Origin of the sequence: Pseudomonas sp. dw_358 (assembly GCF_018449655.1) — a bacterium.
GTDB lineage: Bacteria > Pseudomonadota > Gammaproteobacteria > Pseudomonadales > Pseudomonadaceae > Aquipseudomonas.
Genome location: NZ_JAAVUX010000002.1, coordinates 217,633 through 237,924, shown reverse-complemented (window position 1 = coordinate 237,924; position 20,292 = coordinate 217,633). Strand labels below are relative to the sequence as shown.

Sequence of the window (20,292 nt, the reverse complement as noted above, 5' to 3'; positions counted from 1 at the left end):
TCAGCGGACGCTACCGGACTGAATGCCCCAATATTAATGGGGTTGTGGCCGTATGCGCTGAAGCGAAAAACGCCCTCCTAAGGGGAAGGTTGCAGGTTCGAACCCCGCCTGGGACACCATTTTTTTTTTCGACACGGGCGCGACCACATGCGCTGCAGCCCGCGGACTGAATCCAGGTAGAACAACTTTCTGAAACATCCTCTTCGCCGTGCAACGGCCCCGTCTTGACCTTCGGTTACCGTCTTTATCCTCTCTGTACATGCAGGTCCCCCCAACATTTGTAAGCTGAACCCACGACTACCGTTGCGGGTGCCGGCAACCACAGCATGACGACAACGCGGCGCGACGGGCGGATGCCTGACCCTTCAAACGATGTGCAGGTGAATGCAATGTGTCTGGCTCCTTGGATCGTTGTACGATAACGTATGTCGAAATGTTTCGTGGCATAACAATCGACAAGACCACTCAAGAGACACGCCTGTGAAGATTCGCAGTATCGAAGTCATCCGCATCGGCATTCCCTTCACCGCCGGTACGGCCGAGCGCAAGAACGTCGGCCAGGTCCAGGACGACGACGCCTTCAACGCCGCTTCCCCGCGTCACCGGCGCATGGAAAGCCTGATGCTCAAGGTTACCACCGACACGGGCCGGGTCGGTTGGGGCGAGGCGTTTGGTCATGGCAGCAACCCGGCCACCCTCACGGCTCTGACCGCCATGGTGGCGCCACTCTTTATTGGCACGGCCTTGGCCGACCATCTGCACACGCTGGAAGTGGCCCGCCGCGCCTTGCACGGCTTCGGCAGCACCGGGCCGGTGGTCTATGCCTTGTCGGGCATCGATATTGCCCTGTGGGACCTGGCCGCGCAGGTTGCCGGCCAACCCCTCTATCAGTTTCTGGGCGGCACCGCGCGGCCACTGGAACTGTATGCCAGCCTGGTCAGCTACGGCGGCGATCCTGAAGAAGTCTATCGTCAGGTGAGCCGGGCGAGGGTGCAGGGCTTTCGCAAGATCAAACTGCACGAGACACGTTTCGAGGCCATCGCCGCCGCCCGTGAAGCCTTGCCGATTGCCGAAGGCCAACTGATGGTCGACGTCAACTGCCCCTGGACCGTGGATGAAGCCGCTCGCATGGCTGATCGTCTGAGTAAACTGCAATTGACCTGGCTCGAAGAGCCGGTCTGGCCGCCGGACGATGCCCACGGGCTGGCGGCCGTGCGCCGCCACGGTGTGCCGCTGTCCGCCGGGGAAAACGCCGCCGGGGTCAACGGCCTGCGCGCGCTGTTCGAGCAAAACGCCATCGACGTCGCTCAACCCAGTGTGGCCAAGGTCGGCGGCATCGGCGCCATGCTCGAGGTGTTCCGTCTGGCTCGCCGTTATGACGTCAAAGTGGTCCCGCACTGTTTCTACTTCGGCCCCGGCCTGTTGGCAGTGGCGCATTTGTGCACGCTGTTGCCGGCCGATGTGGCCGTGGAAGTACCCTTTATCGAATTCGAGCAGCTGCTGTTTCCTGCGCTGGATTTCAAACCGCAACTGCTGCTTGACGACGTCCCCGGCCTGGGTTTTCGCCCCGACGAAACCGTCATCGAGCGCTACTGCATGGAACGCGCCCTGATCGCTTGACCCTCGCTGCCCATACAACAATAAAGGCCATAAAAAAATGATAGGCAAATACCGTTGGCGGATCGCCGCGCTGTTGTTCTTCGCCGGCATGCTCAACTATCTGGACCGTGCCGCGCTGTCCGTGGTGGCGCCCATGCTCAAGGGCGAGTTACACATAGATGACGCGCAGATGGGATTCATCTTCAGCAGCTTTTTCATCGGCTACTGCGCGCTGTGCTTCGTCGGCGGCTGGGCGGCCGATCGCTTCGGTCCCAAACGCGTATTCGCCTGGGCGGCGGGCGGCTGGTCGATCTTCTGCGGCCTGACCGCCGTGATTACCGGCTACGTGCAATTGCTGGTGTTCCGCGTGCTGTTCGGCATGGGCGAAGGCCCCATGGGCACCACCACCAACAAGGCCATTACCAACTGGTTCCCCCGCGAAGAAGCCGGCCGCGCCCTGGGCCTGACCAACTGCGGGCAGCCTTTGGGTGCTGCGTTGGCGGGGCCGATCGTGGGTCTGGTAGCGCTGAATTTCGGCTGGCGGATTTCCTTTGTGGTCATCGCCCTGCTGGGCCTTACCTGGCTGGCGGCTTGGCTGCTGATCTTCAAGGACACCCCGGCGCAGCACCCCAAGGTCGGCGCTGCCGAGCGCGACATGATCCAACGCAGCCGCGAAGAGCCAGTGATCGAGGGCGTGCAGGAACACCGCAGCCTGGCCAGCTGCATTTTCTCCGCCCCGGTGCTGGCGGTGGCTACGGCGTTCTTCTGTTTCAACTACGTGCTGTATTTTTTCCTGACCTGGCTGCCCAGCTACCTCATGGATTTCCAGCACCTGGACGTGAAAAGCATGAGCATCGTCGGCGTGATCCCGTGGCTGGGGGCGGCGGTCGGTTTTCTTGGCGGCGGCATCGCCACGGATGCGCTGGGCAAGAAACTCGGCAGTGTGATCGCCGCTCGCAAGCTCATGCTGGTGGTCGGCCTCGGTATTGCAGCGGCCTGCGTGCTGTTGACCACCCGCGTCTCGACCCTGGGCCTGGCCGTGACCTGCATCACCGTGTCCAGCGTGTTCCTGTTCGTCACCCCGCAAATCTGCTGGTCGCTGATCCAGGACATCGTGCCGCGCAATCGCGTTGGCGGTACCGGCGGCTTCGTGCACCTGTTGGCCAACCTGGCCGGGATTATTGCGCCGTCCCTGACCGGCTTGCTGGTGCAGTTCGGCGGTGGCTACAACGTGGCGTTCATGGTCACGGCAGCGGTCTGCGCCCTGGGCATGGTGGTGGTGATTGTCGCCGTGCGTGGCCAGCAGGCGCGGCATGTGCCGAGTACGGTCTGAGCGCGGGGCTCACGGCGCCGGGTGCGAGGGGCGTACCTGCTGGTGGTCATGACGCAGCAGCCAGAGCATCGGCGGCATCAGCAGCCATAGCGCGAGCCCATCCAGCGCTACGTTGATCCAGACCCCTGCCTCTGCCGACAGCCACAGGTCCTGGCTGCCCCAGACGAGGATGCCCAGCAGCATCCAGGCCCAGACCTCCGCGCGCTTGAGCCGTTGGCCCAAGTGGGTCAAGGCCAGCAGGCCGATGGCGTAGCCCTGCAGGGTCGCACCGAACAGGCCGAACCAGAAGCGCTGCTGGGTCTGGGCGGCGGGCGGGGCAGGGGTGCTCCAGAAGGCGTGTTCGACCAGATGCAGGTAGCTGTCGAGGCTGCCGCGTGGCCCGAGCCAACTCAAGGCAAGGCCGCCGGCCAGATGCCCGATTGCCGCGACGTAGAGCCAGGCGATCAACGTCTGACGAGTGCGGTCGGGGCTGCTGAACAGCGGCTTGAGGGCGGTGCGTAACATACCGTGTCCTTGATCGAGTGTCCTCGCCGCAGGATACGTGATCAGGTCGAGGGTTTCTGCAGGGGTTGAGAAAATCTACGCATGAGCGTCTTATCGACCCCCCGCATTGCCGATCCACGGAGACGCCCCATGAACTGGTCTGCCACGCAATACTCCACCTTCGAAAAAGAGCGCACCCGACCGGTCCGCGATCTGGTTGCGGCGCTTGGCCAAGAGCGAATTGCCACGGCGGTGGACCTGGGCTGCGGCCCCGGCAACTCCACCGAGGTGCTTGCCAGCCGTTATCCCGATGCGTTGATCAGCGGGCTCGACAGTTCCGATGACATGCTCGTCGCCGCCCGCAAGCGCCTGCCCGGCGTGCACTTCGACCTCGCCGACATCGGCCGCTGGTTGCCCGCCGAGCACTATGACGTGATTCTGGCCAATGCGTCGCTGCAATGGGTGCCCGACCATGACTCGTTGTACCCGCGCCTGGTGAGCTTTCTCGCCCCCGCCGGCACCCTGGCGGTGCAGACCCCGGACAACCTCGAAGAACCGGCCCACCGCAAGGCTCGGGAAATCGCCGCTCAGGGTCCGTGGGCGATGAAGACATCGGCCGTTCGTCACCCGCCACGGCACAGCGCCGAGCACTATTACGCCTTGCTCAAAGGCCATTGCAGTCAGCTTGATGTTTGGCGTACCACCTATTTCCACCCGTTGAGCGGCGGCGCCCGGGCGGTGGTGGAGTGGTTCAAGGGCTCGGCGCTGGGCCCGTACCTGGCCGTGCTGGACGCGGACGAGCAGGCGGGGTTTCTGGCGGCCTACCGGGAGGCGATGGAGGTGGCTTACCCGGCGTTGGAAGATGGAACGGTGTTGTTGCCATTTCCCCGATTATTTCTGCTGGCGACCCGATAATTTCCGGGGCATCGGAGCTCCCGCCCAGATACTTGTTGTGCTTATAATTGCCTGCCTAACAAGATTCCTGCGCTTCAGGAGTATCGATGCCCGCTCCCACAACAATAAAGGCGCCGGTCTGGCTGCTGGTGATGGTCACCATCAGCGGTACCCTGGCTATGCACATGTTCGTCCCCGCGCTCCCCGACGCAGCGGCTTCGCTGGGCGTCAGCCGGGCGGCGATGCAGCTGACCATCACCGTCTACATTCTTGGCCTGGCATTCGGCCAGTTGCTCTACGGGCCGCTGTCCGATGGCCTGGGCCGGCGCCCGATGCTGCTGTTCGGCCTGTCGCTGTATACCTTGGGCGGCCTCGCTGCGCTGCTGGCCCCCGACGTCCATACCTTGATCATCGCCCGGCTGTTCCAGGCCCTGGGCGGTTGTGCCGGCCTGGCGCTGGGTCGGGCCATGGTCCGCGACACCAGCCAGGCCGACGACGCCGTGCGCGACCTGGCGCTACTCAATCTGATGATGATGGTCGGCCCCGGTCTGGCGCCATTGTTCGGCTCACTGGTGGCGGCCAGCTTCGGCTGGCGAGCGATCTTCCTGGTGCTGACGGCGCTGGGCGTGACCACCCTGCTGTGCAGCTGGCGCCTGCTGCCCGAGACCAGCCACCCCAGCGGCAAGATCAGCCTCCTGGCACTCAAGCGCGACTACGCCACCTTGCTGCGCTCGCCTACCTTTCTCGGCTTCGCGGCCGGAGGAGGGCTGGCCACCACGTCCATTTATGCGTTCATTGCCGCCGCGCCCTTCATTATTGCTGGCGAATTGCATCGCCCGGCCCATGAGGTGGGGCTGTACTTGGGCCTGTTGATCGTCGGCATGTCGGTGGGTAACGCCCTGACCCGGCGTCTGGTGCGCACGGTCAAGATGGATCGTCTGCTGCTGTGCGGTTGCCTCATCAGCACCGTCAGCGCCACGGCCTTGCTGGCGCTGGTGCTGTCGGGCCATTTGAACCTCCCGGGCATGTTGGGCCTGATGTTTACCTTTACCCTGGGCGCCGGCCTGTGCAGCCCGGCAGCGCTGACACGCGCCCTGGGCGTGGACGCCGGGCTGGTGGGCTCGGCGGCGGGCCTGTACGGATTTGCGCAGATGGCCGCCGGGGCCCTGTGCACCTTACTGGTGGGCCGTTTCGCCGACCCGGCGCTAGGGGCCAGTGCGGTGTTGTGCGGGGCGACCTTGATCGGCAGCGCCAGTTTCCTCATGGCGCTGCGCTACGACCGGCCGGCCGAGGCCGTCTCGGTGGCCGACGCGACCTGAGCCGTCGGGCTTGATCTTGTGGGCGGCGGTTGCGTATTTTGTTCGCTTCGCCGCCCAGCGGTTGGATCATCAAGGACCGAGTCATGACGACCGCCAGCCCCGTTGCCCTCGCCGACTTTCTGGCAGGCGTGGATGAAATCGAATGCGTGACCCCGGACCTCAACGGGGTACCGCGGGGCAAGGTCATGACCGTCGCGGGCTTTCTCGAAGGCCGTCGCTTGCAACTGGCCCGGGGTGTGTTGTTGCAATGCATCATGGGCGGTTACCCGCCGGCCCGTTTCTACGGTGGCGAGGATGGCGATTTGACCTTGGTCGCCGTTCCCGGCCAGCTTCACCGCTTGCCTTGGAGCGAAGAGCCTCGCGCCCTGGTCATTTGCGACGCCGACGAGCTGGACGGGCGCCGTTCGGCGCTGTCGACCCGCAGCCAACTCAAGGCGGTGTTGGCGCGGTATGCCGAACGGGGGTTGGCGCCGGTGGTGGCCACGGAACTGGAGTTCTTTGTCTTCGCCCACCACAGCGATCCCGCACAGGTCTTCCTGCCGCCGGTGGGCCTGGACGGGCGCCGCGAAGACGGCCATTCGGCCTTCAGCGTCAGTTCCAACAACGGCTTGCGCCCGTTCTGGCGTGAGGTCTATCAGTGCATGGCCGCGCTGGGCCTGCCCCGCGATACCTTCATGCATGAAATGGGCGTGAGCCAGTTCGAGATCAACCTGCTGCACGGCGACCCCCTGCTGATCGCCGACCAGACTTTCCTGTTCAAGCACCTGCTCAAGGAGGTCGGTCTCAAGCACGGCCTGAACGTGGTCTGCATGGCCAAGCCGCTGGCCGGGACCCCGGGCAGCTCCATGCACCTGCACCAAAGCGTGGTGGAGCAGGGCAGCGGTCGCACCCTCTTCAGCGACGAGGCCGGGCAAGCAACGGCGGCCTTTCGCCATTTCATCGGCGGTCAGCAAGCGGCGCTGCCGCAGTTCACCGCGCTGTTTGCGCCTAACGTCAATTCCTACCAGCGCTTGAGCGATCCCATTGCGTCCCCCAATAACGTCTGCTGGTCCGAGGACAATCGTGGCGTTGGCCTGCGCATCCCGGCCAGTGCCCCCGTGGCCCGGCGAGTGGAAAACCGCCTGCCCGGCGCCGATGCCAACCCTTACCTGGCCATTGCCGCCAGCCTGGCGGCGGGTCTATATGGCCTGGAGCACGAACTGCAACCGACGCCACCGGTCAGCGGCGATTTCCAGGTAGAAGAAAAATTGTCGCTACCCTGTACCTTGCACGCGGCCCTTGAACGTCTCAAGCGCAGTGATTTAGCCAAGGAACTGTTCGGGGCCGAATTCGTCGAAGGCTACATTGCTTCCAAGTCGCTGGAATTGGCCAGCTTCCTGGATGAAATCACCCCGTGGGAACGGCGCGTTCTGGCCGCTCAAGCGTAGCGATGGTCGCTCGGTTCACCCCTCAAGACATAGCACTTACTCAGCAAGCCATCCCACAAGGAGCCGCTCGGAACGCCGATGCGCCAGATCTGGAAAAATTTTCGAGCGTTGTATTTCGCGTCGCTGATGATGTTGATCGGCTCGGGCCTGCTGAGCACCTACCTGGCCCTGCGCCTGGATGCCGAGCACGTGGACAGTCTGTGGGTCGGCGCGTTGATGGCGGCCAACTATTTCGGCCTGGCCCTGGGCGGCAAGATTGGTCACCGCCTGATTGCCCGGGTCGGGCACATCCGTGCCTACGCCACCTGCGCCGGTATCGTCGGCGCTGCGGTGCTGGGCCATGGGCTGGTCAACTACCTCCCGGCCTGGATCATTCTGCGGATGATCGTCGGTCTCGGCATGATGTGCCAATACATGGTGATCGAGAGCTGGCTCAATGAGCAGGCCGAGGCCAGCCAGCGTGGCAAGGTGTTCAGCGGGTACATGATCGCCTCCTACCTGGGGCTGGTGCTGGGGCAGCTGATTCTGGTGCTGCACCCAGGCCTGGGGCCGGAATTGCTGATGCTGGTAGCGCTCTGTTTCGCCTTGTGTCTGGTACCGGTGGCGCTGACCCGACGGATTCACCCGGCACCCATGCGCCCGGCGCCTATGGAGCCGAGGTTTTTCATCAAGCGCGTGCCGCAATCGCTGAGCACGGTGCTCGGTTCCGGTCTGATGCTCGGATCGTTCTATGGCCTGGCGCCACTGTATGCCGCGCAACAGGGGCTCAGCACCGAAATGATCGGCCTGTTCATGGGCTCCTGCATCTTTGCCGGGCTGGTGGTGCAGTGGCCGCTGGGCTGGCTGTCGGACCGCTATGACCGGGCGCTGTTGATCCGCTGCTCGGCCATCGGCCTGGGGGTGATGGCGTTGCCCTTGGCGATCCTGCCCCAGGTGCCGTTGCAGCTGCTGTTCGCGGCGGGCTTTCTGGTGTCGATGCTGCAGTTCTGTCTGTACCCGCTGGCGGTAGCGTTTTCCAACGACCACGTCGAAAGCGAGCGTCGGGTGTCGTTGACCGCGATGCTACTGGTGACCTATGGCGTGGGTGCCTGTATCGGCCCGCTGGCGGCCGGCGTGTTGATGAAGCTGTTCGGTAGCCAGATGCTCTATGCCTTCGTGGTGTTCTGGGCGGCGGTGCTGGTCTGGCGTATCCGGCCCAAAGCAGTCACTAACTTGCACCAGGTCGAGGATGCACCGCTGCATCACATCGCCATGCCGGCAGCCAACTCGCCCTTGGCCGCGGCGCTGGACCCTCGGGTGGACGAGCAGGTGGTGCACGACCAGATGCACACGGGCGAACCGGCGTTCGAGGAGCCGCAAGAGGTCAAACCGTAGGAGAGCGCGAAGCCGATGACGCCAGCCAAAGGGTCGGCGTGGCATTCATCGCGAGCTTCATGCGTTCCTGCCGCAAGCAGGGATGTAGAGCGATCAGAAATCGTCTTTATCGAACTGCCGCGCTTCACGCTGCAATTGATACACAAAACGCTCGACCTGACGCTGCACCAGGCCGCTGACGTTATGAAAGCGCACACCGGCGAACGTGGTGTCGATGCGCTCTTCGAAGTGCAGATGGCGCAACTCCACCGGCGCGACCATGGTGCCGTAGGGCAGGGCGGCACTGAAACGCTCGTAGATTTGGCCCAGTTGCAGGCGTTCGGCGACGTTACCATCAAAACGCAGCTTGCAACCGGTGGCTGAGATGTCCAGCAGCTTGCCGCGCACCGGGTACTTGATCTTGTCGCCCGCCACTTCCACGTCAATCAGCTGGGACAGCTTGAGGGCGGCGCGAAAGGCGTTGCGGCGCTGGTGATAGATCACCTCGCTGGGCAAGGGGCCGTGATAGCTGCGCTCGCCGTCGCGGTCGACGATGCGCCAGTCGTCGGTTGACTCCCAGGCAACGCGCACCCCGTCATGGAACCCCTCGACCCGGAAGGGCTCGCCAGCACTCATGAAGCGCTCGCCGTCACGGGGGATCATCTCGTCCAGGACCAAGGCGTTGGCTTCGCGATCAACACTGATCAAAAAGCTCTGAAAGCGTTGGCTGCGTTCGTGAAAGGTAATGATCAGTGGGTCATGTCCCTCCAGCAACAGGCGCAGGTTGGCGGCCACTTCCAGGGGAGTGGTGAGCACTTTGGGAGGCTGAGGTGCATCTTCCGCAGAGGCATTGAACACGCTGATCTATCTCCAGACCTGAAAGAAGTGTAGCTATTTGCCAGCATGTTCTACGGCTGACTGCAGCCCGTCAAGCCTGGCTCAACGGACGCTGTTTGGCCATGCGCGAGGTCGATCCGCGGCTGTTGTACAGCGAGGGTGCCTCACCGCCAGTGAGAATGCGCACCTGGTTCGCGGTGGCCATCTGCTGCAACTGAATGGCCTTGCCATTGCCGGCGTTGACGGCCTGGCACTGGTCCAATACGGCGGTCAACTGGTCGCCCCTTTCGAGCAGGGTAGCGCCCAGGTGTGAATGCTGGGCCAGAATCTGCAGGCCGCCTCGGTCCGCGGTCAAACCGAGGCCGGCGAGGATTTCGCTGCGCTTGCGACCATGTTGTTCGAGCTGAACGATGAGCGACTGCTTGTGCGCGAGGATATTTTCGAGCAGCACCATGTCCCGACCGTGCAAAGCCACTGACTCGGCTCGCAGTAATTCCAGGAGCTGATGCGCCGGAGCAATATCATCTTCAATCAGCTGCAACAACATTTGATCTTGCATGGCAGGCTCTGGCTCTCTACGCAGTGGAGAACCCCGACGCAGACCCTTGGGTTAGCGCTGGGCTTCGAAGTTAAGCAGCTTGCCGGCAACCTTGGCGCTGTCCACCTGGTAGCTGCCATCGGCGATGGACTGCTTGAGGGCGGCAACACGTGCACTGTTGACGGTAGGCTGGTCGTTCAGCTTGTCAGTGATCTTTTGCAATTGCTGTGCCCCATCGCTCAGCGTTACGGGTTCACCGCTGGACACGGCGGAAGTCTTGGTCACGCTGGTATCAGCGCTGACAGCCGAGCTTTCCTTGGTGCCGCTGCTGCGGGTCGTAGTCGACACCGCTGGGGAGTTGTTCAAACGACTTAAGTCGATGGCCATGATGTGAAACCTCTGGGTGTTTTGGACGCTTGCCCTTTTTTCGGCGCTCTCGCCAAAAACTTTAGGGTTTTTTTGCTGGCGGCAAAACAACGTGCACGCCGCGCCCTCGATTCGAGCCGTCGGATTCACAGTCTAGAAAAAATTGGCGGCCACCGCCAGCGCCCTACATCGACACCTCCACCTGGCCAGGCCCCATGACCTTGGCTTTGACCACCCGCTGGGAGTTGAGATTGCGCACCCGGATCTGCTCGCTCATGCCCCCGTCGCTCAAGGCTTCACCGGGCATGCGCACGGCCAGCGTGCCACTGCGTGCGGTGATGACCACTTGATCACCCTTGGCGATCACTGCCACTTGTTCAAGGTGCTGGGGGGTGAGGACCTGGCCATTGACCGTTGGTCGGACCAATTTCTGCCCCAGTGCCTGATCCAGGCCAGTCAGGTAACCCTGGCTCAACAGACCCACATCCTGTTCATGCAGCGACACGTCGCCGTCAGCCAGCACCGTGTCGCGTTTCATGGGCCGGGTGGTAATGACCACCTGGCGGAATAATTTCACCTGGGCACCGACGAAAACCGTCCAGGGCTTTTCGCCTTCGCAGCGCACTTTGACCGTCACGCGGCCCAGCGGGGCGCCGGGGCTTTGCTGAGTGGCGGTCAACGGTTTGTCGCACGCAGCCATCTGCAGGCGAGGGTCCAGCTGCGCCACTTCGATCTCGTAACGACCGTCTATTTGGCTAGTCGCCAAATAATCTTCTACCGTGAACTCAAGAAACCCTTGGGTTGCACCGATAAGCTGTTCAGGCGAGGTGATATCGTCCGCAAATACAGAAGCGCCCGATAGGATCAGGAAAAAGGCAGCCAGCGTTTTGAGCAGGCAGTGTCGGAAAAATGTCGGTTTGGCGTTCATACCGTTACAAATAGCAAGGCCCGTGCCGACTTCGTTCGTCCGCGGTTCAAGCATCAATGAGGAGTCTGGGCATGGCTGGTGTAATGGATTCGGTGAACCAGCGCACTCAACTGGTAGGGCAGAATCGTCTCGAACTGCTGCTGTTTCGCCTTAACGGCAAGCAGCTCTACGGGATCAACGTGTTCAAGGTGCGGGAAGTGCTGCAATGTCCCAACTTGACCGTTATGCCAAGGTCCAGCCCGGTTGTGCGCGGTGTCGCTAACATTCGAGGGGCAACGATCCCGATTCTTGACCTGTCGCTGGCCACCGGTTCGCCGCTGCTGCCATCGGTCAAGGACACCTTCGTGATCATCACGGAGTACAACACCAAGATTCAGGGTTTTCTGGTGCACTCGGTCGAGCGCATCGTCAACATGAACTGGGAAGAGATCCATCCACCACCCAAGGGCACTGGCCGCGATCACTACCTCACGGCCGTGACGCGGGTAGACAACAAGCTGGTGGAAATCATCGACGTGGAGAAAATCCTCGCCGAAGTGGCGCCGACCTCCGAAGCGATCTCCGTGGGCATCGTCGAAGAACACGTCCAGCAGAAAGCGCAGAGCCTGCGGGTGCTGACCGTGGACGACTCCTCGGTGGCGCGCAAACAGGTGACCCGTTGCCTGCAGACCATCGGAGTCGAAGTGGTCGCCCTCAACGACGGCCGCCAGGCGCTCGACTACCTGCGCAAGCTGGTGGACGAAGGCAAGAAGCCGGAAGAAGAATTCCTGATGATGATCTCCGACATTGAAATGCCGGAGATGGACGGCTACACCTTGACGGCAGAAATCCGCGCCGACCCGCGCATGCAGAAGCTGCATATCTGCCTGCACACCTCGCTGTCCGGGGTGTTCAACCAGGCGATGGTGAAGAAGGTCGGCGCTGACGACTTCCTCGCCAAGTTCCGCCCGGATGATCTCGCCGCTCGTGTGGTGAATCGGATCAAGGCAAACTAATGTTGCAGTGGTTGTAATCAAAAAGACGAAAAGCCGGTGGCATCCGCCATCGGTGTGACTGATTCATGAGGCGGCATAGTGTCTACAGGTAATTTGGATTTTGATCAGTTCAGGGTCTTCCTGGAAAAAGCCTGTGGCATTCTGCTGGGTGAGAACAAGCAGTATCTGGTCTCCAGCCGTCTGAACAAGCTGATGGAACAGCAGGGCATCAAATCCCTGGGCGAGCTGGTGCAGCGCATCCAGACCCAGCCGCGCAGTGGCTTGCGCGAGCAGGTGGTGGACGCCATGACCACCAACGAGACCCTGTGGTTTCGCGACACCTATCCCTTCGAAGTCTTGAAGAACAAGGTCCTTCCAGAGGCCATCAAGGCGAGCCCCGGCCAGCGCCTGCGCATCTGGTCGGCAGCCTGCTCCTCGGGACAGGAACCCTATTCGCTGTCGATGTCCATCGACGAGTTCGAACGCAGCAACCTGGGCCAGCTCAAGGCGGGTGCGCAGATCGTCGCCACCGACCTGTCGGGTACCATGCTGACCAACTGCAAAAGCGGCGAGTACGACAGCCTGGCCATCGCCCGCGGCCTGTCACCCGAGCGCCTGCAACGCTATTTCGACGCCAAGGGCGCCGGCCGCTACGCCATCAAGGCGCCGATCCGCACCCGCGTGGAATTCCGCTCGTTCAACCTGCTGGACAGCTACGCGGCGCTGGGCAAGTTCGATATCGTGTTCTGCCGTAACGTGCTGATCTATTTCTCGGCGCAGGTCAAGAAAGACATCCTGACCCGCATCCACGGTACCCTCAAGCGTGGTGGGTATCTGTTCCTTGGCGCTTCCGAGGCACTGAATGGGTTGCCCGACCTGTATCAGATGGTGCAGTGCAGCCCGGGGATCATTTACCAGGCGAAATAAAGGTTTTACGTTTTCCAGGGGCCGAAAGGCCTCTTTTTTTGTTCGGGAAAACCTGATTGGCCAGACCTGCGCTATGGCAGTCCTGATGCAGGCAAAAAGATGGCTACGGCGGTTTGCAGAACGAATACCTCAAGCCCTTGGTGGGCAACATCACGCTCCATGAGCAAGGCCTTTGGGAAAGTACCACGGCGCTGAAATTCAACCCCGGCTGTACCGTTCCCGGCTTCGGCGCAGACCCCGTCCTGCCGAACACGGCCCATGTTGCCGACTCGGGAATGTTGAGCCACGTTCACGGCCAATCACTTGGAGACAGCATCGCATTCACCAGCCCAGTGACCACCATCGACGAAGCCACCGGCCAGACCGCCACCTTCATCAAGCTGGAGATCGAGGGTTCTGAGCTGAAAGCCCTGCACGGTGCACGGCAAACCATTGCCCGTAACCGGCCGCAAATGGCCATTTCGATGTACCACAAGCCGGAGGATCTGCTGACGCTGACTGAGTTCGTTGTGGAAACCGATAAAGGGTACAGATTGGGTTTTCGCCAACACAACCGGCTGTGTCCGGACGCGATGGTGATGTACTGCGCCTGATTCGAGCATTTGTCAGCGAGAAATCGGATGACATCCCGGGTGTGTCTACCGTCGAGCGAGAATAACGCTGTTTGGCGGGTGAATTTCGACTTGCCGCTGACGGGCGGAACGTTGCACGGAACATCCTTAGGTCGGTGACGCCAGGGAGAAAGAGACGTTGGACCCCTCTCTGACCGTTTCGAATGGGGCGTTCAAAGGTGCGATCATGTCTTCACCAGATAACGGTTCAGATCGTCATTATCCAGCAGCGTATCGCCGAAACGGGTCTTCTGGATCAACGTTCGAGCCTGGGCCAGATCGTAACTGAAGCACGATCGCAGAAGGTCGAAGGCGTTATCGTTGAAGTCAGGTTTGGGTTCGTCACTGTCCAGTATGGCGCCGCTATAGCGGATCGGAACGTCAGAGGTATCAAGGCTTCGTTCAAAGACGCCTTCCGTGAATTTTTTTCTGGACGCCGGGTCACTCAGTCGGGTTACAGAGATCACTGCCACATCGCAACGCTGATATTTTTCGAGCAGGGTCCTTAGGGGGTAATAGAAAAAGCAGGGACCCAGAAGCGATGCGAATGGAAGCTGCCTGCGGGAGAGATAAAAACCTAGCTCATACTCGATTCGCTCCAGGAGCGTCTGAGCGGATATTGGCAAGCTCCTTTTCAACATAACCCTGCACCACCTCGTGAGACCGCCGCGGGAAGTATTTTTTGAAGGTATTAATATAAAAATCGAGCGCTTTTTCTGCGTTATGCGCGGTTCTCTGTTGACCGCTTTCAGCCGTCGCGGGGGTGAAATATGAGGCGAAATAGGTATCGGCCGAAGCCGTGCTGACACCGATGATCTTCATCATTTTGTAGGCGCTCCAGAGGCGTTCGAACTGGCCTCTCAGGCACAGTACGATGCGAGTGTCGTGCTGAGGCAGGCGCCCGATGGCCGCAGGATCGGTTGCATAGCCGACGCTTGCATCCATCAAGGGCAGCGTAGACGTGCGTAGACGAATAGGGTGAGGCTCATCATTTGCATACAAGTGAGGTTCTTTTTTTCCAGGAACGCGATGTTCAGCCAGGCCATTGAGCAAAACCCAGTCAGCTAATGCTGTGGTCCCACATTTCTCAAACCCGGCGATGAACACATTTTCAATTGCCATTCGCTTGTCCGTACGCAGTAGAAATTTTCGATTACCAAGCCACGCTTGGTGAAAAGGCAGGCCAACAGAGGGCCCCCAGTACAATGGCTCGTAGGCATTCTCTGTACAAGTCCCCAAGGGGATGAGCTGTGCCTGACCACCTGATCGGAGTTGCCCATGAGCCCGATGAGGTCTGCCTGTTCGCGAACAGCTTGTTCCCGTAGCGGGACCTCTAAGTAGCGGCTCACCTGTAGGACCGAGCTTGCTCGGGAACAGATACCGCGCCGCTTTCTTCCCGCGCAAGCTCGGTCCTGCGGTGATTGCCAAGCCAAGGTCTCCAGGTGGCAAAGTTGATGGGTGAAGAACTTCGCGCACGCCCGCCCTCCCTTTGAAATGCCATCGGCATCCCCTCGCTACTGGCACACCTCCTGCAACCGGCAATACACCTGGGTCGCCATTGCCGCTTTGCTGGCGCCAACCGGACAACGCTTGCCGCTTTTCTGGCATTGCCGCTTGCCGGTCAGCGGCAAAAGGCTTGCAGACAGCCCGCAAACCCAGCAAAACCGGTGGCTTCAAGAGTTGGCACGCCGGTTGCTATACCCAAGATAGAGAAACTTTTCATCACGTCAGTTCCGCCGCACAGGATCCACGACATGAGCATCAACTTCGACAAAGCGCTCGGCATCAGTCAACAGGCCTTGAACTTCCGCGCCCAGCGCGCCGAGGTCCTGGCCAATAACATCGCCAACGCTGACACCCCGGGCTACAAGGCGCGGGACATGGATTTTTCCGAAGTGCTGGCGGCGCAGGCCGAGAAGACCACCAAAGGCGCTTTCGGCCTCGACGTGACCAACGCCAACCACATCGAAGCTTCGGGTTTCGATGGCCTGGCTGATTCGACCTTGAAGTACCGCAATTCGACGCAGCCTTCGCTGGACCAGAACACCGTGGACACCCAGATCGAGCAAGCCGACTACGCGCAGAACTCGGTGGGTTTCAACGCCAGCTTCACCTTGCTTAACGCCAAATTCAAAGGGCTGGTTTCAGCCATTCGCGGAGAGTAACCCATGTCCTTAGCCAGTGTTTTCAACATCGCCGGTACCGGCATGAGTGCTCAAACCACTCGCCTGAACACCGTCGCCAGTAACATCGCCAACGCCGAGACCGTGTCTTCGAGCCTGGACAAGACTTACCGCGCCCGGCACCCGGTGTTTTCCACGGTGTTCCAGGACCAGACCAGCAGCGGCGCCCAGGAAAGCCAGTCGCTGTTCCAGGACCAGGACGCCTCCGGTTCCGGCGTGAAAGTGGCCGGCATCGTCGAAGACCAGAGCAACCTCGAGCCGCGCTACGAGCCCAACTCGCCCGCGGCCAACAAAGACGGTTATGTGTATTACCCCAACGTCAACGTGGTCTCGGAAATGGCTGACATGATCTCTGCCAGCCGTTCCTTCCAGACCAACGCGGATCTCATGAACACCGCAAAAACCATGATGCAGAAGGTCCTGACCCTGGGTCAGTAACTCTAGAGGCGTAGCTAAACCATGAGCACTACAGACAGCACCAGCAGCGTCGGATCTTCCGTACTTGCGCAGTTACAAGCGTCATCGACCGCAGCCAGCACCCCTGCCAGCACCACGGGCACTACCGCCCTGGGCAAGGATGCGTTCCTGCAGTTGCTGGTTACCCAGATGAAAAACCAGAACCCGCTGGACCCACAGGACAACACCACGTTCGTGAGCCAGCTGGCGCAGTTCAGCAGTGTTGAAAGCCTGCAGAACCTGAACACCTCGGTCAGCTCGATCACCAGCTCCGTCGCGTCCTCCCAGGCCTTGCAAGCTTCGGCACTGGTCGGCCGTTCGGTGATCGCGCAGAGCAGCACCGCCATCGTCGACCCGACCAAGGGCCTGACCGGCTCGGTGGCCGTGACCGGCAGCAGCACCGACAACACCGTGAGCATCTATAACTCGTCGGGTTCCCTGGTGCGCACCCTCGACCTGGGTGCTTCGGCCCCCGGCTCGCAGAGCTTCACCTGGGATGGCAACGACGACAGCGGCGCTGCCGTCACCGCCGGTACCTACACCTTCAAGGCATCGTCGGCCATCAATGGCACCGCCACCGACATGCTGACGTACCTGCCGGCAACGGTAAACAGCGTGACCATGGCCACCACCAGCGGTGGGGACATGACGCTCAATCTGGCTGGTCAGGGCAGCGTTGCTCTGTCCAAAGTTCAATCCATCGGTATTTAAGAGCCGGCTAACGGCATAAGGAGTCGACACATGTCTTTCAATATCGGCCTTAGCGGGCTCTCTGCTGCACAGAAATCCCTCGACGTCACCGGCAACAACATTGCCAACGTTGCCACCACCGGTTTCAAGGCCTCGCGCACCGAGTTCGCCGACCAGTACGCCGCTTCCCTGGCGGCCACCGCTGGCAAGACCACCAACGGCACGGGTGTGACCACTGCTGCTGTGTCCCAGGAATTTACCCAGGGCACCATCAGCTCCACCGGTCAGGCTCTGGACATGGCCATCAACGGCAGTGGTTTCTTCGTGCTCAGCGCCAACGGCACCAAGGAATACACCCGTAACGGTACGTTCAATACCGACAAGGAAGGCTACATCACCACCACCAGTGGCGCCAACGTGCAGGGCTACAACGCCGTCAACGGCACCGTACAGACCGGCTCGCTGACCAACCTGAAAATCGACAGCTCGAACCTGTCGCCGAAGGCCACCTCCAGCATCGCGGAAACCATCAACCTGGATTCCAGCGACGCCGACCCGACCGTTTCGGTCTTCGACGCCACGAACGTCAACAGCTATAACTACACCTTCAACACCGACACTTACGACAGCCAGGGCAACGCGCACCAGCTCAACCAGTACTTCGTGAAGAACAGCGCCAACAACGCGTGGACCATGTACACCACGGTCGATGGCCGCAACCCGGCCGACCCGACGTCCACCACGCCGCTGGCCAACTCGGTGTCGTTCAACTCCGACGGCTCGCTGGACACCACCGCCCTCACGGCCGGCGCGGTCACCGGCGGCCTGACGGTCAACGCCGACAAGACCTTCTCGCTGACCAACTGGGTGCCTGCGACCGAAGCCTCGGATGGTACCTGGGCTGCCAACGGCGCCAACGCCAGCACCACCGGTGTGAAAGTCGACCTGCTCAAAGCTACCCAGTACAACGCGTCGTCCGCGACCTCGGCCAAGACCCAGGACGGTTACGCCACGGGTGAACTGTCGGGCCTGTCGGTCGACAGCACCGGTGTGCTGTTCGCCAACTTCACCAACGGCCAGAGCAAGACCATCGGCCAGGTGGCGATGGCCAACTTCGCCAACGTGCAGGGCCTGGCGCCAGCCGGTGGTACTGACTGGAAAGAGACCTACGCTTCGGGTGTGCCGGTGATTGGTACTCCGGCGACCGGCACCATGGGCAGCCTGACCTCCGAGTCGCTGGAGGAGTCGAACGTCGACCTGACCTCCGAGCTGGTCAACCTGATCAAGGAACAGAGCAACTATCAGGCGAACGCGAAGACCATTTCGACCCAGAGCACCATCATGCAGACGCTGATTCAGATGACCTGATGATCGGTTAGACGAGAAGGGCCGGTTCGCCGGCCTTTTTTGTTGGCCGGGGCGACGACCCGAAACCATGGTGCCGGGTCCCCGAGCAAGCTCGATCCTGCAGTTACCCGCAGGACCGAGCTTGCTCGGGAACCTGACAGCGCGAATTTCCATACGGACCAAAAGGGGCCCCGAAGTGCGCCGCCTTACCCTGATCCTCTTCTTTTTTTTGACACTCCCTCCCCTCGTCCTGGCCGCCCCGGCGCCCTGGTATCGCTATCAAAGCCTCGCCACCGGCCGCTATATCTGCACTCAGGTCGATCCCGGCCCTCATTACGTCAAGTCCTCCGGGCCCTGGTCCAACGCCGGTTGCCGTCCCCGATGATTGACGCCCCTGTTCTTTCAAATATTTATTTCAATCGATAAATCAGCGAGATACACCGCTCAATGATTTGTGGCCAGTTTTTTGCACTAATCTCGACAATGGGTTGAAACGTTATTTTCCTGACACAAAGACGTGCAGGAATCCGACACCACCGCCAAGGCACGCTGCAGCCAAGGTCCCGTTGAGTATCCAGTCCGGAAGGGTGTGCTTGATTGAAAAATAAAGTGATCACGGTGACGAGTCCGCTGCTGCCGCCCCTGGAGCAGTTCATTCCGTACCTGGAACAGATCTGGGCGAGCAAGCAACTGACCAACAACGGGCAGTTTCACCAGCAGCTGGAAGTGGCGCTGGCCACATACCTTGGCGTCGAACACCTGTCGCTGTTTGCCAACGGCACCCTGGCCTTGATCACCGCCTTGCAGGCCTTGCACGTGCAGGGCGAAGTCATTACCACGCCTTATTCGTTCGTGGCCACCGCTCATGCGTTGCTGTGGAACCGCCTGACGCCGGTGTTCGTGGACGTCGATGAAGACACCTTCAATCTTGACCCGGCAGCGGTAGAGGCGGCGATCACACCGCGCACCACCGCTATCATGCCGGTGCATTGCTACGGCCGCGCCTGCGATGTCGAGGCATTGAAAGCCGTGGCCGATCGCCATGGCCTGAAGCTGATCTACGACGCAGCCCATGCCTTCGGCGTGAAGGACGATGCCGGCGGCAGCATCCTGCGCCACGGCGATCTCAGCGTCCTCAGCCTGCACGCGACCAAGGTCTTCAACACCTTCGAAGGCGGCGCGATCATCAGCCCCGACGCCGCCACCAAACAGCATATCGACCACCTGCGCAACTTCGGCTTTACCGACGAAGTCACGGTGGTGACGCCGGGCATCAACGGCAAAATGAGCGAGATCAACGCCGCCTTCGGCATGCTGCAGTTGCAGCACATCGACGCTGCCTTGCAGCGCCGCCAGGAAGTCGACGGCTTATATCGCGAACTGCTGGCGGATGTGCCGGGCCTGCGTTTGAAAGTGCGGCAGAAGGGCTCCAATTATTCCTACTTTCCAGTGCTGGTGGGCGACGACTACCCCCTCACTCGGGACGGGCTGTACCAGCGCCTTCGCGATCAGCAGATTCATGCGCGGCGCTATTTCTACCCCTTGATTACCGAGATGGGCCCGTATCGGGAAATGTCGGATCTGCGTGAGCCGCCGTGGCCGCGGGCGCAGAAGATTGCCAGTCAGGTGGTGTGCTTGCCGATCTATCCGGACCTTGCCGCCGAAGACGTGGCCAGGATCGTGGCCATCGTGCGGGAGGGCGCCTTGGTCAATCGGGTGAGGAAGGTCAGCTAGCGTAGAAGTGGGTCGTTGCGCCGTGAATAAATCGAATGAGATCAACTTGGAGTAGTCGAGTCATGAGTCAAGAACAATTCATTGAAAACTTCCTCACCGCGACTGACTTCCAGGAGCCTGTGGAAGTGACTCCTGAAACCAGATTTCGCGAACTCCCCGAGTGGGATTCGCTGGCAGCCCTGGGTGTGATCGTCATGTTCGACATGGAATATGGCAAGGCCATTACGGGAGATAACCTATACAGCGTGGAGACCATTGCCCAACTGTATGCGTTGTCTCAAGCGGAGTAAGGC

22 protein-coding genes are annotated in these 20,292 nt (G+C 61.0%); 15 read left to right on the top strand and 7 right to left on the bottom strand.

The window, feature by feature from the left end:
- The first annotated feature begins 480 nt into the window (after positions 1-480).
- Entirely contained in the window at positions 481-1,620 is a 1,140-nt protein-coding gene (locus HB675_RS04610) for a mandelate racemase/muconate lactonizing enzyme family protein (protein WP_213876127.1), read from the top strand.
- 37 nt (positions 1,621-1,657) lie between these two features.
- Positions 1,658-2,932 carry an MFS transporter gene (locus tag HB675_RS04605; RefSeq protein ID WP_213876125.1) on the top strand — a complete coding sequence of 425 codons (1,275 nt, stop codon included), beginning with the start codon at positions 1,658-1,660 and terminating at the stop codon, positions 2,930-2,932.
- Positions 2,933-2,941: 9 nt separating this feature from the next.
- On the opposite strand, the gene HB675_RS04600 is transcribed toward HB675_RS04605, so the two are convergent.
- Positions 2,942-3,436: a cell division protein gene (locus HB675_RS04600; RefSeq protein WP_213876123.1), complete on the bottom strand. Its 495-nt coding sequence runs from the start codon at positions 3,434-3,436 to the stop codon at positions 2,942-2,944.
- A gap of 129 nt (positions 3,437-3,565) precedes the next feature.
- On the opposite strand from HB675_RS04600, the gene tam reads away from it, so the two are divergent.
- The 4 genes from tam to HB675_RS04580 all read left to right on the top strand — a co-directional run bounded on the left by tam (position 3,566) and on the right by HB675_RS04580 (position 8,429).
- The gene (gene tam, locus HB675_RS04595) at positions 3,566-4,330 is read left to right on the top strand and encodes a trans-aconitate 2-methyltransferase (RefSeq protein ID WP_213876121.1); all 765 of its coding nucleotides are present in this window, start codon (positions 3,566-3,568) and stop codon (positions 4,328-4,330) included.
- 86 nt (positions 4,331-4,416) lie between these two features.
- Positions 4,417-5,628, top strand: a complete 1,212-nt coding sequence (locus HB675_RS04590; protein ID WP_213876119.1) for a multidrug effflux MFS transporter — start codon at positions 4,417-4,419, stop codon at positions 5,626-5,628.
- A gap of 83 nt (positions 5,629-5,711) precedes the next feature.
- On the top strand, positions 5,712-7,055 hold the full coding sequence (locus tag HB675_RS04585) for a glutamine synthetase family protein (RefSeq protein WP_213876117.1): 1,344 nt from the start codon (positions 5,712-5,714) through the stop codon (positions 7,053-7,055).
- Between the two features lie 78 nt (positions 7,056-7,133).
- On the top strand, positions 7,134-8,429 hold the full coding sequence (locus tag HB675_RS04580; protein WP_213876115.1) for an MFS transporter: 1,296 nt from the start codon (positions 7,134-7,136) through the stop codon (positions 8,427-8,429).
- 93 nt (positions 8,430-8,522) lie between these two features.
- On the opposite strand, the gene HB675_RS04575 is transcribed toward HB675_RS04580, so the two are convergent.
- The 4 genes from HB675_RS04575 to flgA all read right to left on the bottom strand — a co-directional run bounded on the left by HB675_RS04575 (position 8,523) and on the right by flgA (position 11,077).
- Entirely contained in the window at positions 8,523-9,266 is a 744-nt protein-coding gene (locus HB675_RS04575; protein ID WP_213876113.1) for a flagellar brake protein, read from the bottom strand.
- A gap of 70 nt (positions 9,267-9,336) precedes the next feature.
- Positions 9,337-9,804 carry a flagellar protein FlgN gene (locus HB675_RS04570; RefSeq protein ID WP_213876111.1) on the bottom strand — a complete coding sequence of 156 codons (468 nt, stop codon included), beginning with the start codon at positions 9,802-9,804 and terminating at the stop codon, positions 9,337-9,339.
- Between the two features lie 51 nt (positions 9,805-9,855).
- A complete protein-coding gene (gene flgM / locus HB675_RS04565; protein WP_213876109.1) occupies positions 9,856-10,170 on the bottom strand; it encodes a flagellar biosynthesis anti-sigma factor FlgM in 315 nt (104 codons plus the stop codon).
- A gap of 163 nt (positions 10,171-10,333) precedes the next feature.
- Complete coding sequence (gene flgA, locus HB675_RS04560; RefSeq protein ID WP_213876107.1) at positions 10,334-11,077, bottom strand: flagellar basal body P-ring formation chaperone FlgA; 744 nt, start codon at positions 11,075-11,077, stop codon at positions 10,334-10,336.
- 71 nt (positions 11,078-11,148) lie between these two features.
- On the opposite strand from flgA, the gene HB675_RS04555 reads away from it, so the two are divergent.
- The 3 genes from HB675_RS04555 (at position 11,149) to HB675_RS04545 (ending at position 13,571) form a co-directional block, all read left to right on the top strand.
- The gene (locus tag HB675_RS04555; RefSeq protein ID WP_213876105.1) at positions 11,149-12,072 is read left to right on the top strand and encodes a chemotaxis protein CheV; all 924 of its coding nucleotides are present in this window, start codon (positions 11,149-11,151) and stop codon (positions 12,070-12,072) included.
- Positions 12,073-12,150: 78 nt separating this feature from the next.
- Positions 12,151-12,978, top strand: coding sequence for a protein-glutamate O-methyltransferase CheR (gene cheR, locus HB675_RS04550; RefSeq protein ID WP_213876103.1), 828 nt, complete (start codon positions 12,151-12,153; stop codon positions 12,976-12,978).
- A 113-nt stretch (positions 12,979-13,091) separates the two neighbouring features.
- A complete protein-coding gene (locus HB675_RS04545) occupies positions 13,092-13,571 on the top strand; it encodes an FkbM family methyltransferase (RefSeq protein WP_213876101.1) in 480 nt (159 codons plus the stop codon).
- Positions 13,572-13,774: 203 nt separating this feature from the next.
- Here the strand turns inward: HB675_RS04545 and HB675_RS04540 are convergent, their stop codons facing one another.
- Together HB675_RS04540 and HB675_RS04535 are read right to left on the bottom strand one after the other, a co-directional pair.
- Positions 13,775-14,062, bottom strand: coding sequence for a hypothetical protein (locus HB675_RS04540; protein WP_213876099.1), 288 nt, complete (start codon positions 14,060-14,062; stop codon positions 13,775-13,777).
- Positions 14,063-14,171: 109 nt separating this feature from the next.
- Positions 14,172-14,711, bottom strand: a complete 540-nt coding sequence (locus tag HB675_RS04535) for a hypothetical protein (RefSeq protein WP_213876097.1) — start codon at positions 14,709-14,711, stop codon at positions 14,172-14,174.
- A gap of 632 nt (positions 14,712-15,343) precedes the next feature.
- Here HB675_RS04535 and flgB point away from each other — a divergent pair.
- The 6 genes from flgB (at position 15,344) to HB675_RS04505 (ending at position 20,289) form a co-directional block, all read left to right on the top strand.
- Positions 15,344-15,754, top strand: a complete 411-nt coding sequence (gene flgB / locus HB675_RS04530) for a flagellar basal body rod protein FlgB (protein ID WP_213876095.1) — start codon at positions 15,344-15,346, stop codon at positions 15,752-15,754.
- A gap of 3 nt (positions 15,755-15,757) precedes the next feature.
- Positions 15,758-16,210 (top strand): flagellar basal body rod protein FlgC, encoded by a 453-nt coding sequence (gene flgC / locus HB675_RS04525; protein ID WP_213876093.1) that lies wholly within the window; start codon positions 15,758-15,760, stop codon positions 16,208-16,210.
- 21 nt (positions 16,211-16,231) lie between these two features.
- Positions 16,232-16,939, top strand: a complete 708-nt coding sequence (locus HB675_RS04520; protein WP_213876092.1) for a flagellar hook assembly protein FlgD — start codon at positions 16,232-16,234, stop codon at positions 16,937-16,939.
- Positions 16,940-16,969: 30 nt separating this feature from the next.
- Positions 16,970-18,286, top strand: a complete 1,317-nt coding sequence (flgE, locus tag HB675_RS04515) for a flagellar hook protein FlgE (RefSeq protein ID WP_213876090.1) — start codon at positions 16,970-16,972, stop codon at positions 18,284-18,286.
- 576 nt (positions 18,287-18,862) lie between these two features.
- Positions 18,863-19,999, top strand: a complete 1,137-nt coding sequence (locus tag HB675_RS04510; protein ID WP_213876088.1) for a DegT/DnrJ/EryC1/StrS family aminotransferase — start codon at positions 18,863-18,865, stop codon at positions 19,997-19,999.
- 62 nt (positions 20,000-20,061) lie between these two features.
- On the top strand, positions 20,062-20,289 hold the full coding sequence (locus HB675_RS04505; protein ID WP_213876086.1) for an acyl carrier protein: 228 nt from the start codon (positions 20,062-20,064) through the stop codon (positions 20,287-20,289).
- Positions 20,290-20,292: the final 3 nt, after the last annotated feature.

What these genes read in the sequence shown, in the direction of transcription:
- HB675_RS04605 (WP_213876125.1), top strand. Translation starts at nt 1,658, where the DNA reads ATGATAGGCAAATACCGTTGGCGGATCGCCGCGCTGTTGTTCTTCGCC.
- HB675_RS04600 (WP_213876123.1), bottom strand. Translation starts at nt 3,436, where the DNA reads ATGTTACGCACCGCCCTCAAGCCGCTGTTCAGCAGCCCCGACCGCACT.
- tam (WP_213876121.1), top strand. Translation starts at nt 3,566, where the DNA reads ATGAACTGGTCTGCCACGCAATACTCCACCTTCGAAAAAGAGCGCACC.
- HB675_RS04590 (WP_213876119.1), top strand. Translation starts at nt 4,417, where the DNA reads ATGCCCGCTCCCACAACAATAAAGGCGCCGGTCTGGCTGCTGGTGATG.
- HB675_RS04585 (WP_213876117.1), top strand. Translation starts at nt 5,712, where the DNA reads ATGACGACCGCCAGCCCCGTTGCCCTCGCCGACTTTCTGGCAGGCGTG.
- HB675_RS04580 (WP_213876115.1), top strand. Translation starts at nt 7,134, where the DNA reads ATGCGCCAGATCTGGAAAAATTTTCGAGCGTTGTATTTCGCGTCGCTG.
- HB675_RS04570 (WP_213876111.1), bottom strand. Translation starts at nt 9,804, where the DNA reads ATGCAAGATCAAATGTTGTTGCAGCTGATTGAAGATGATATTGCTCCG.
- flgM (WP_213876109.1), bottom strand. Translation starts at nt 10,170, where the DNA reads ATGGCCATCGACTTAAGTCGTTTGAACAACTCCCCAGCGGTGTCGACT.
- flgA (WP_213876107.1), bottom strand. Translation starts at nt 11,077, where the DNA reads ATGAACGCCAAACCGACATTTTTCCGACACTGCCTGCTCAAAACGCTG.
- HB675_RS04555 (WP_213876105.1), top strand. Translation starts at nt 11,149, where the DNA reads ATGGCTGGTGTAATGGATTCGGTGAACCAGCGCACTCAACTGGTAGGG.
- HB675_RS04535 (WP_213876097.1), bottom strand. Translation starts at nt 14,711, where the DNA reads ATGGCAATTGAAAATGTGTTCATCGCCGGGTTTGAGAAATGTGGGACC.
- flgB (WP_213876095.1), top strand. Translation starts at nt 15,344, where the DNA reads ATGAGCATCAACTTCGACAAAGCGCTCGGCATCAGTCAACAGGCCTTG.
- flgC (WP_213876093.1), top strand. Translation starts at nt 15,758, where the DNA reads ATGTCCTTAGCCAGTGTTTTCAACATCGCCGGTACCGGCATGAGTGCT.
- HB675_RS04520 (WP_213876092.1), top strand. Translation starts at nt 16,232, where the DNA reads ATGAGCACTACAGACAGCACCAGCAGCGTCGGATCTTCCGTACTTGCG.
- flgE (WP_213876090.1), top strand. Translation starts at nt 16,970, where the DNA reads ATGTCTTTCAATATCGGCCTTAGCGGGCTCTCTGCTGCACAGAAATCC.
- HB675_RS04505 (WP_213876086.1), top strand. Translation starts at nt 20,062, where the DNA reads ATGAGTCAAGAACAATTCATTGAAAACTTCCTCACCGCGACTGACTTC.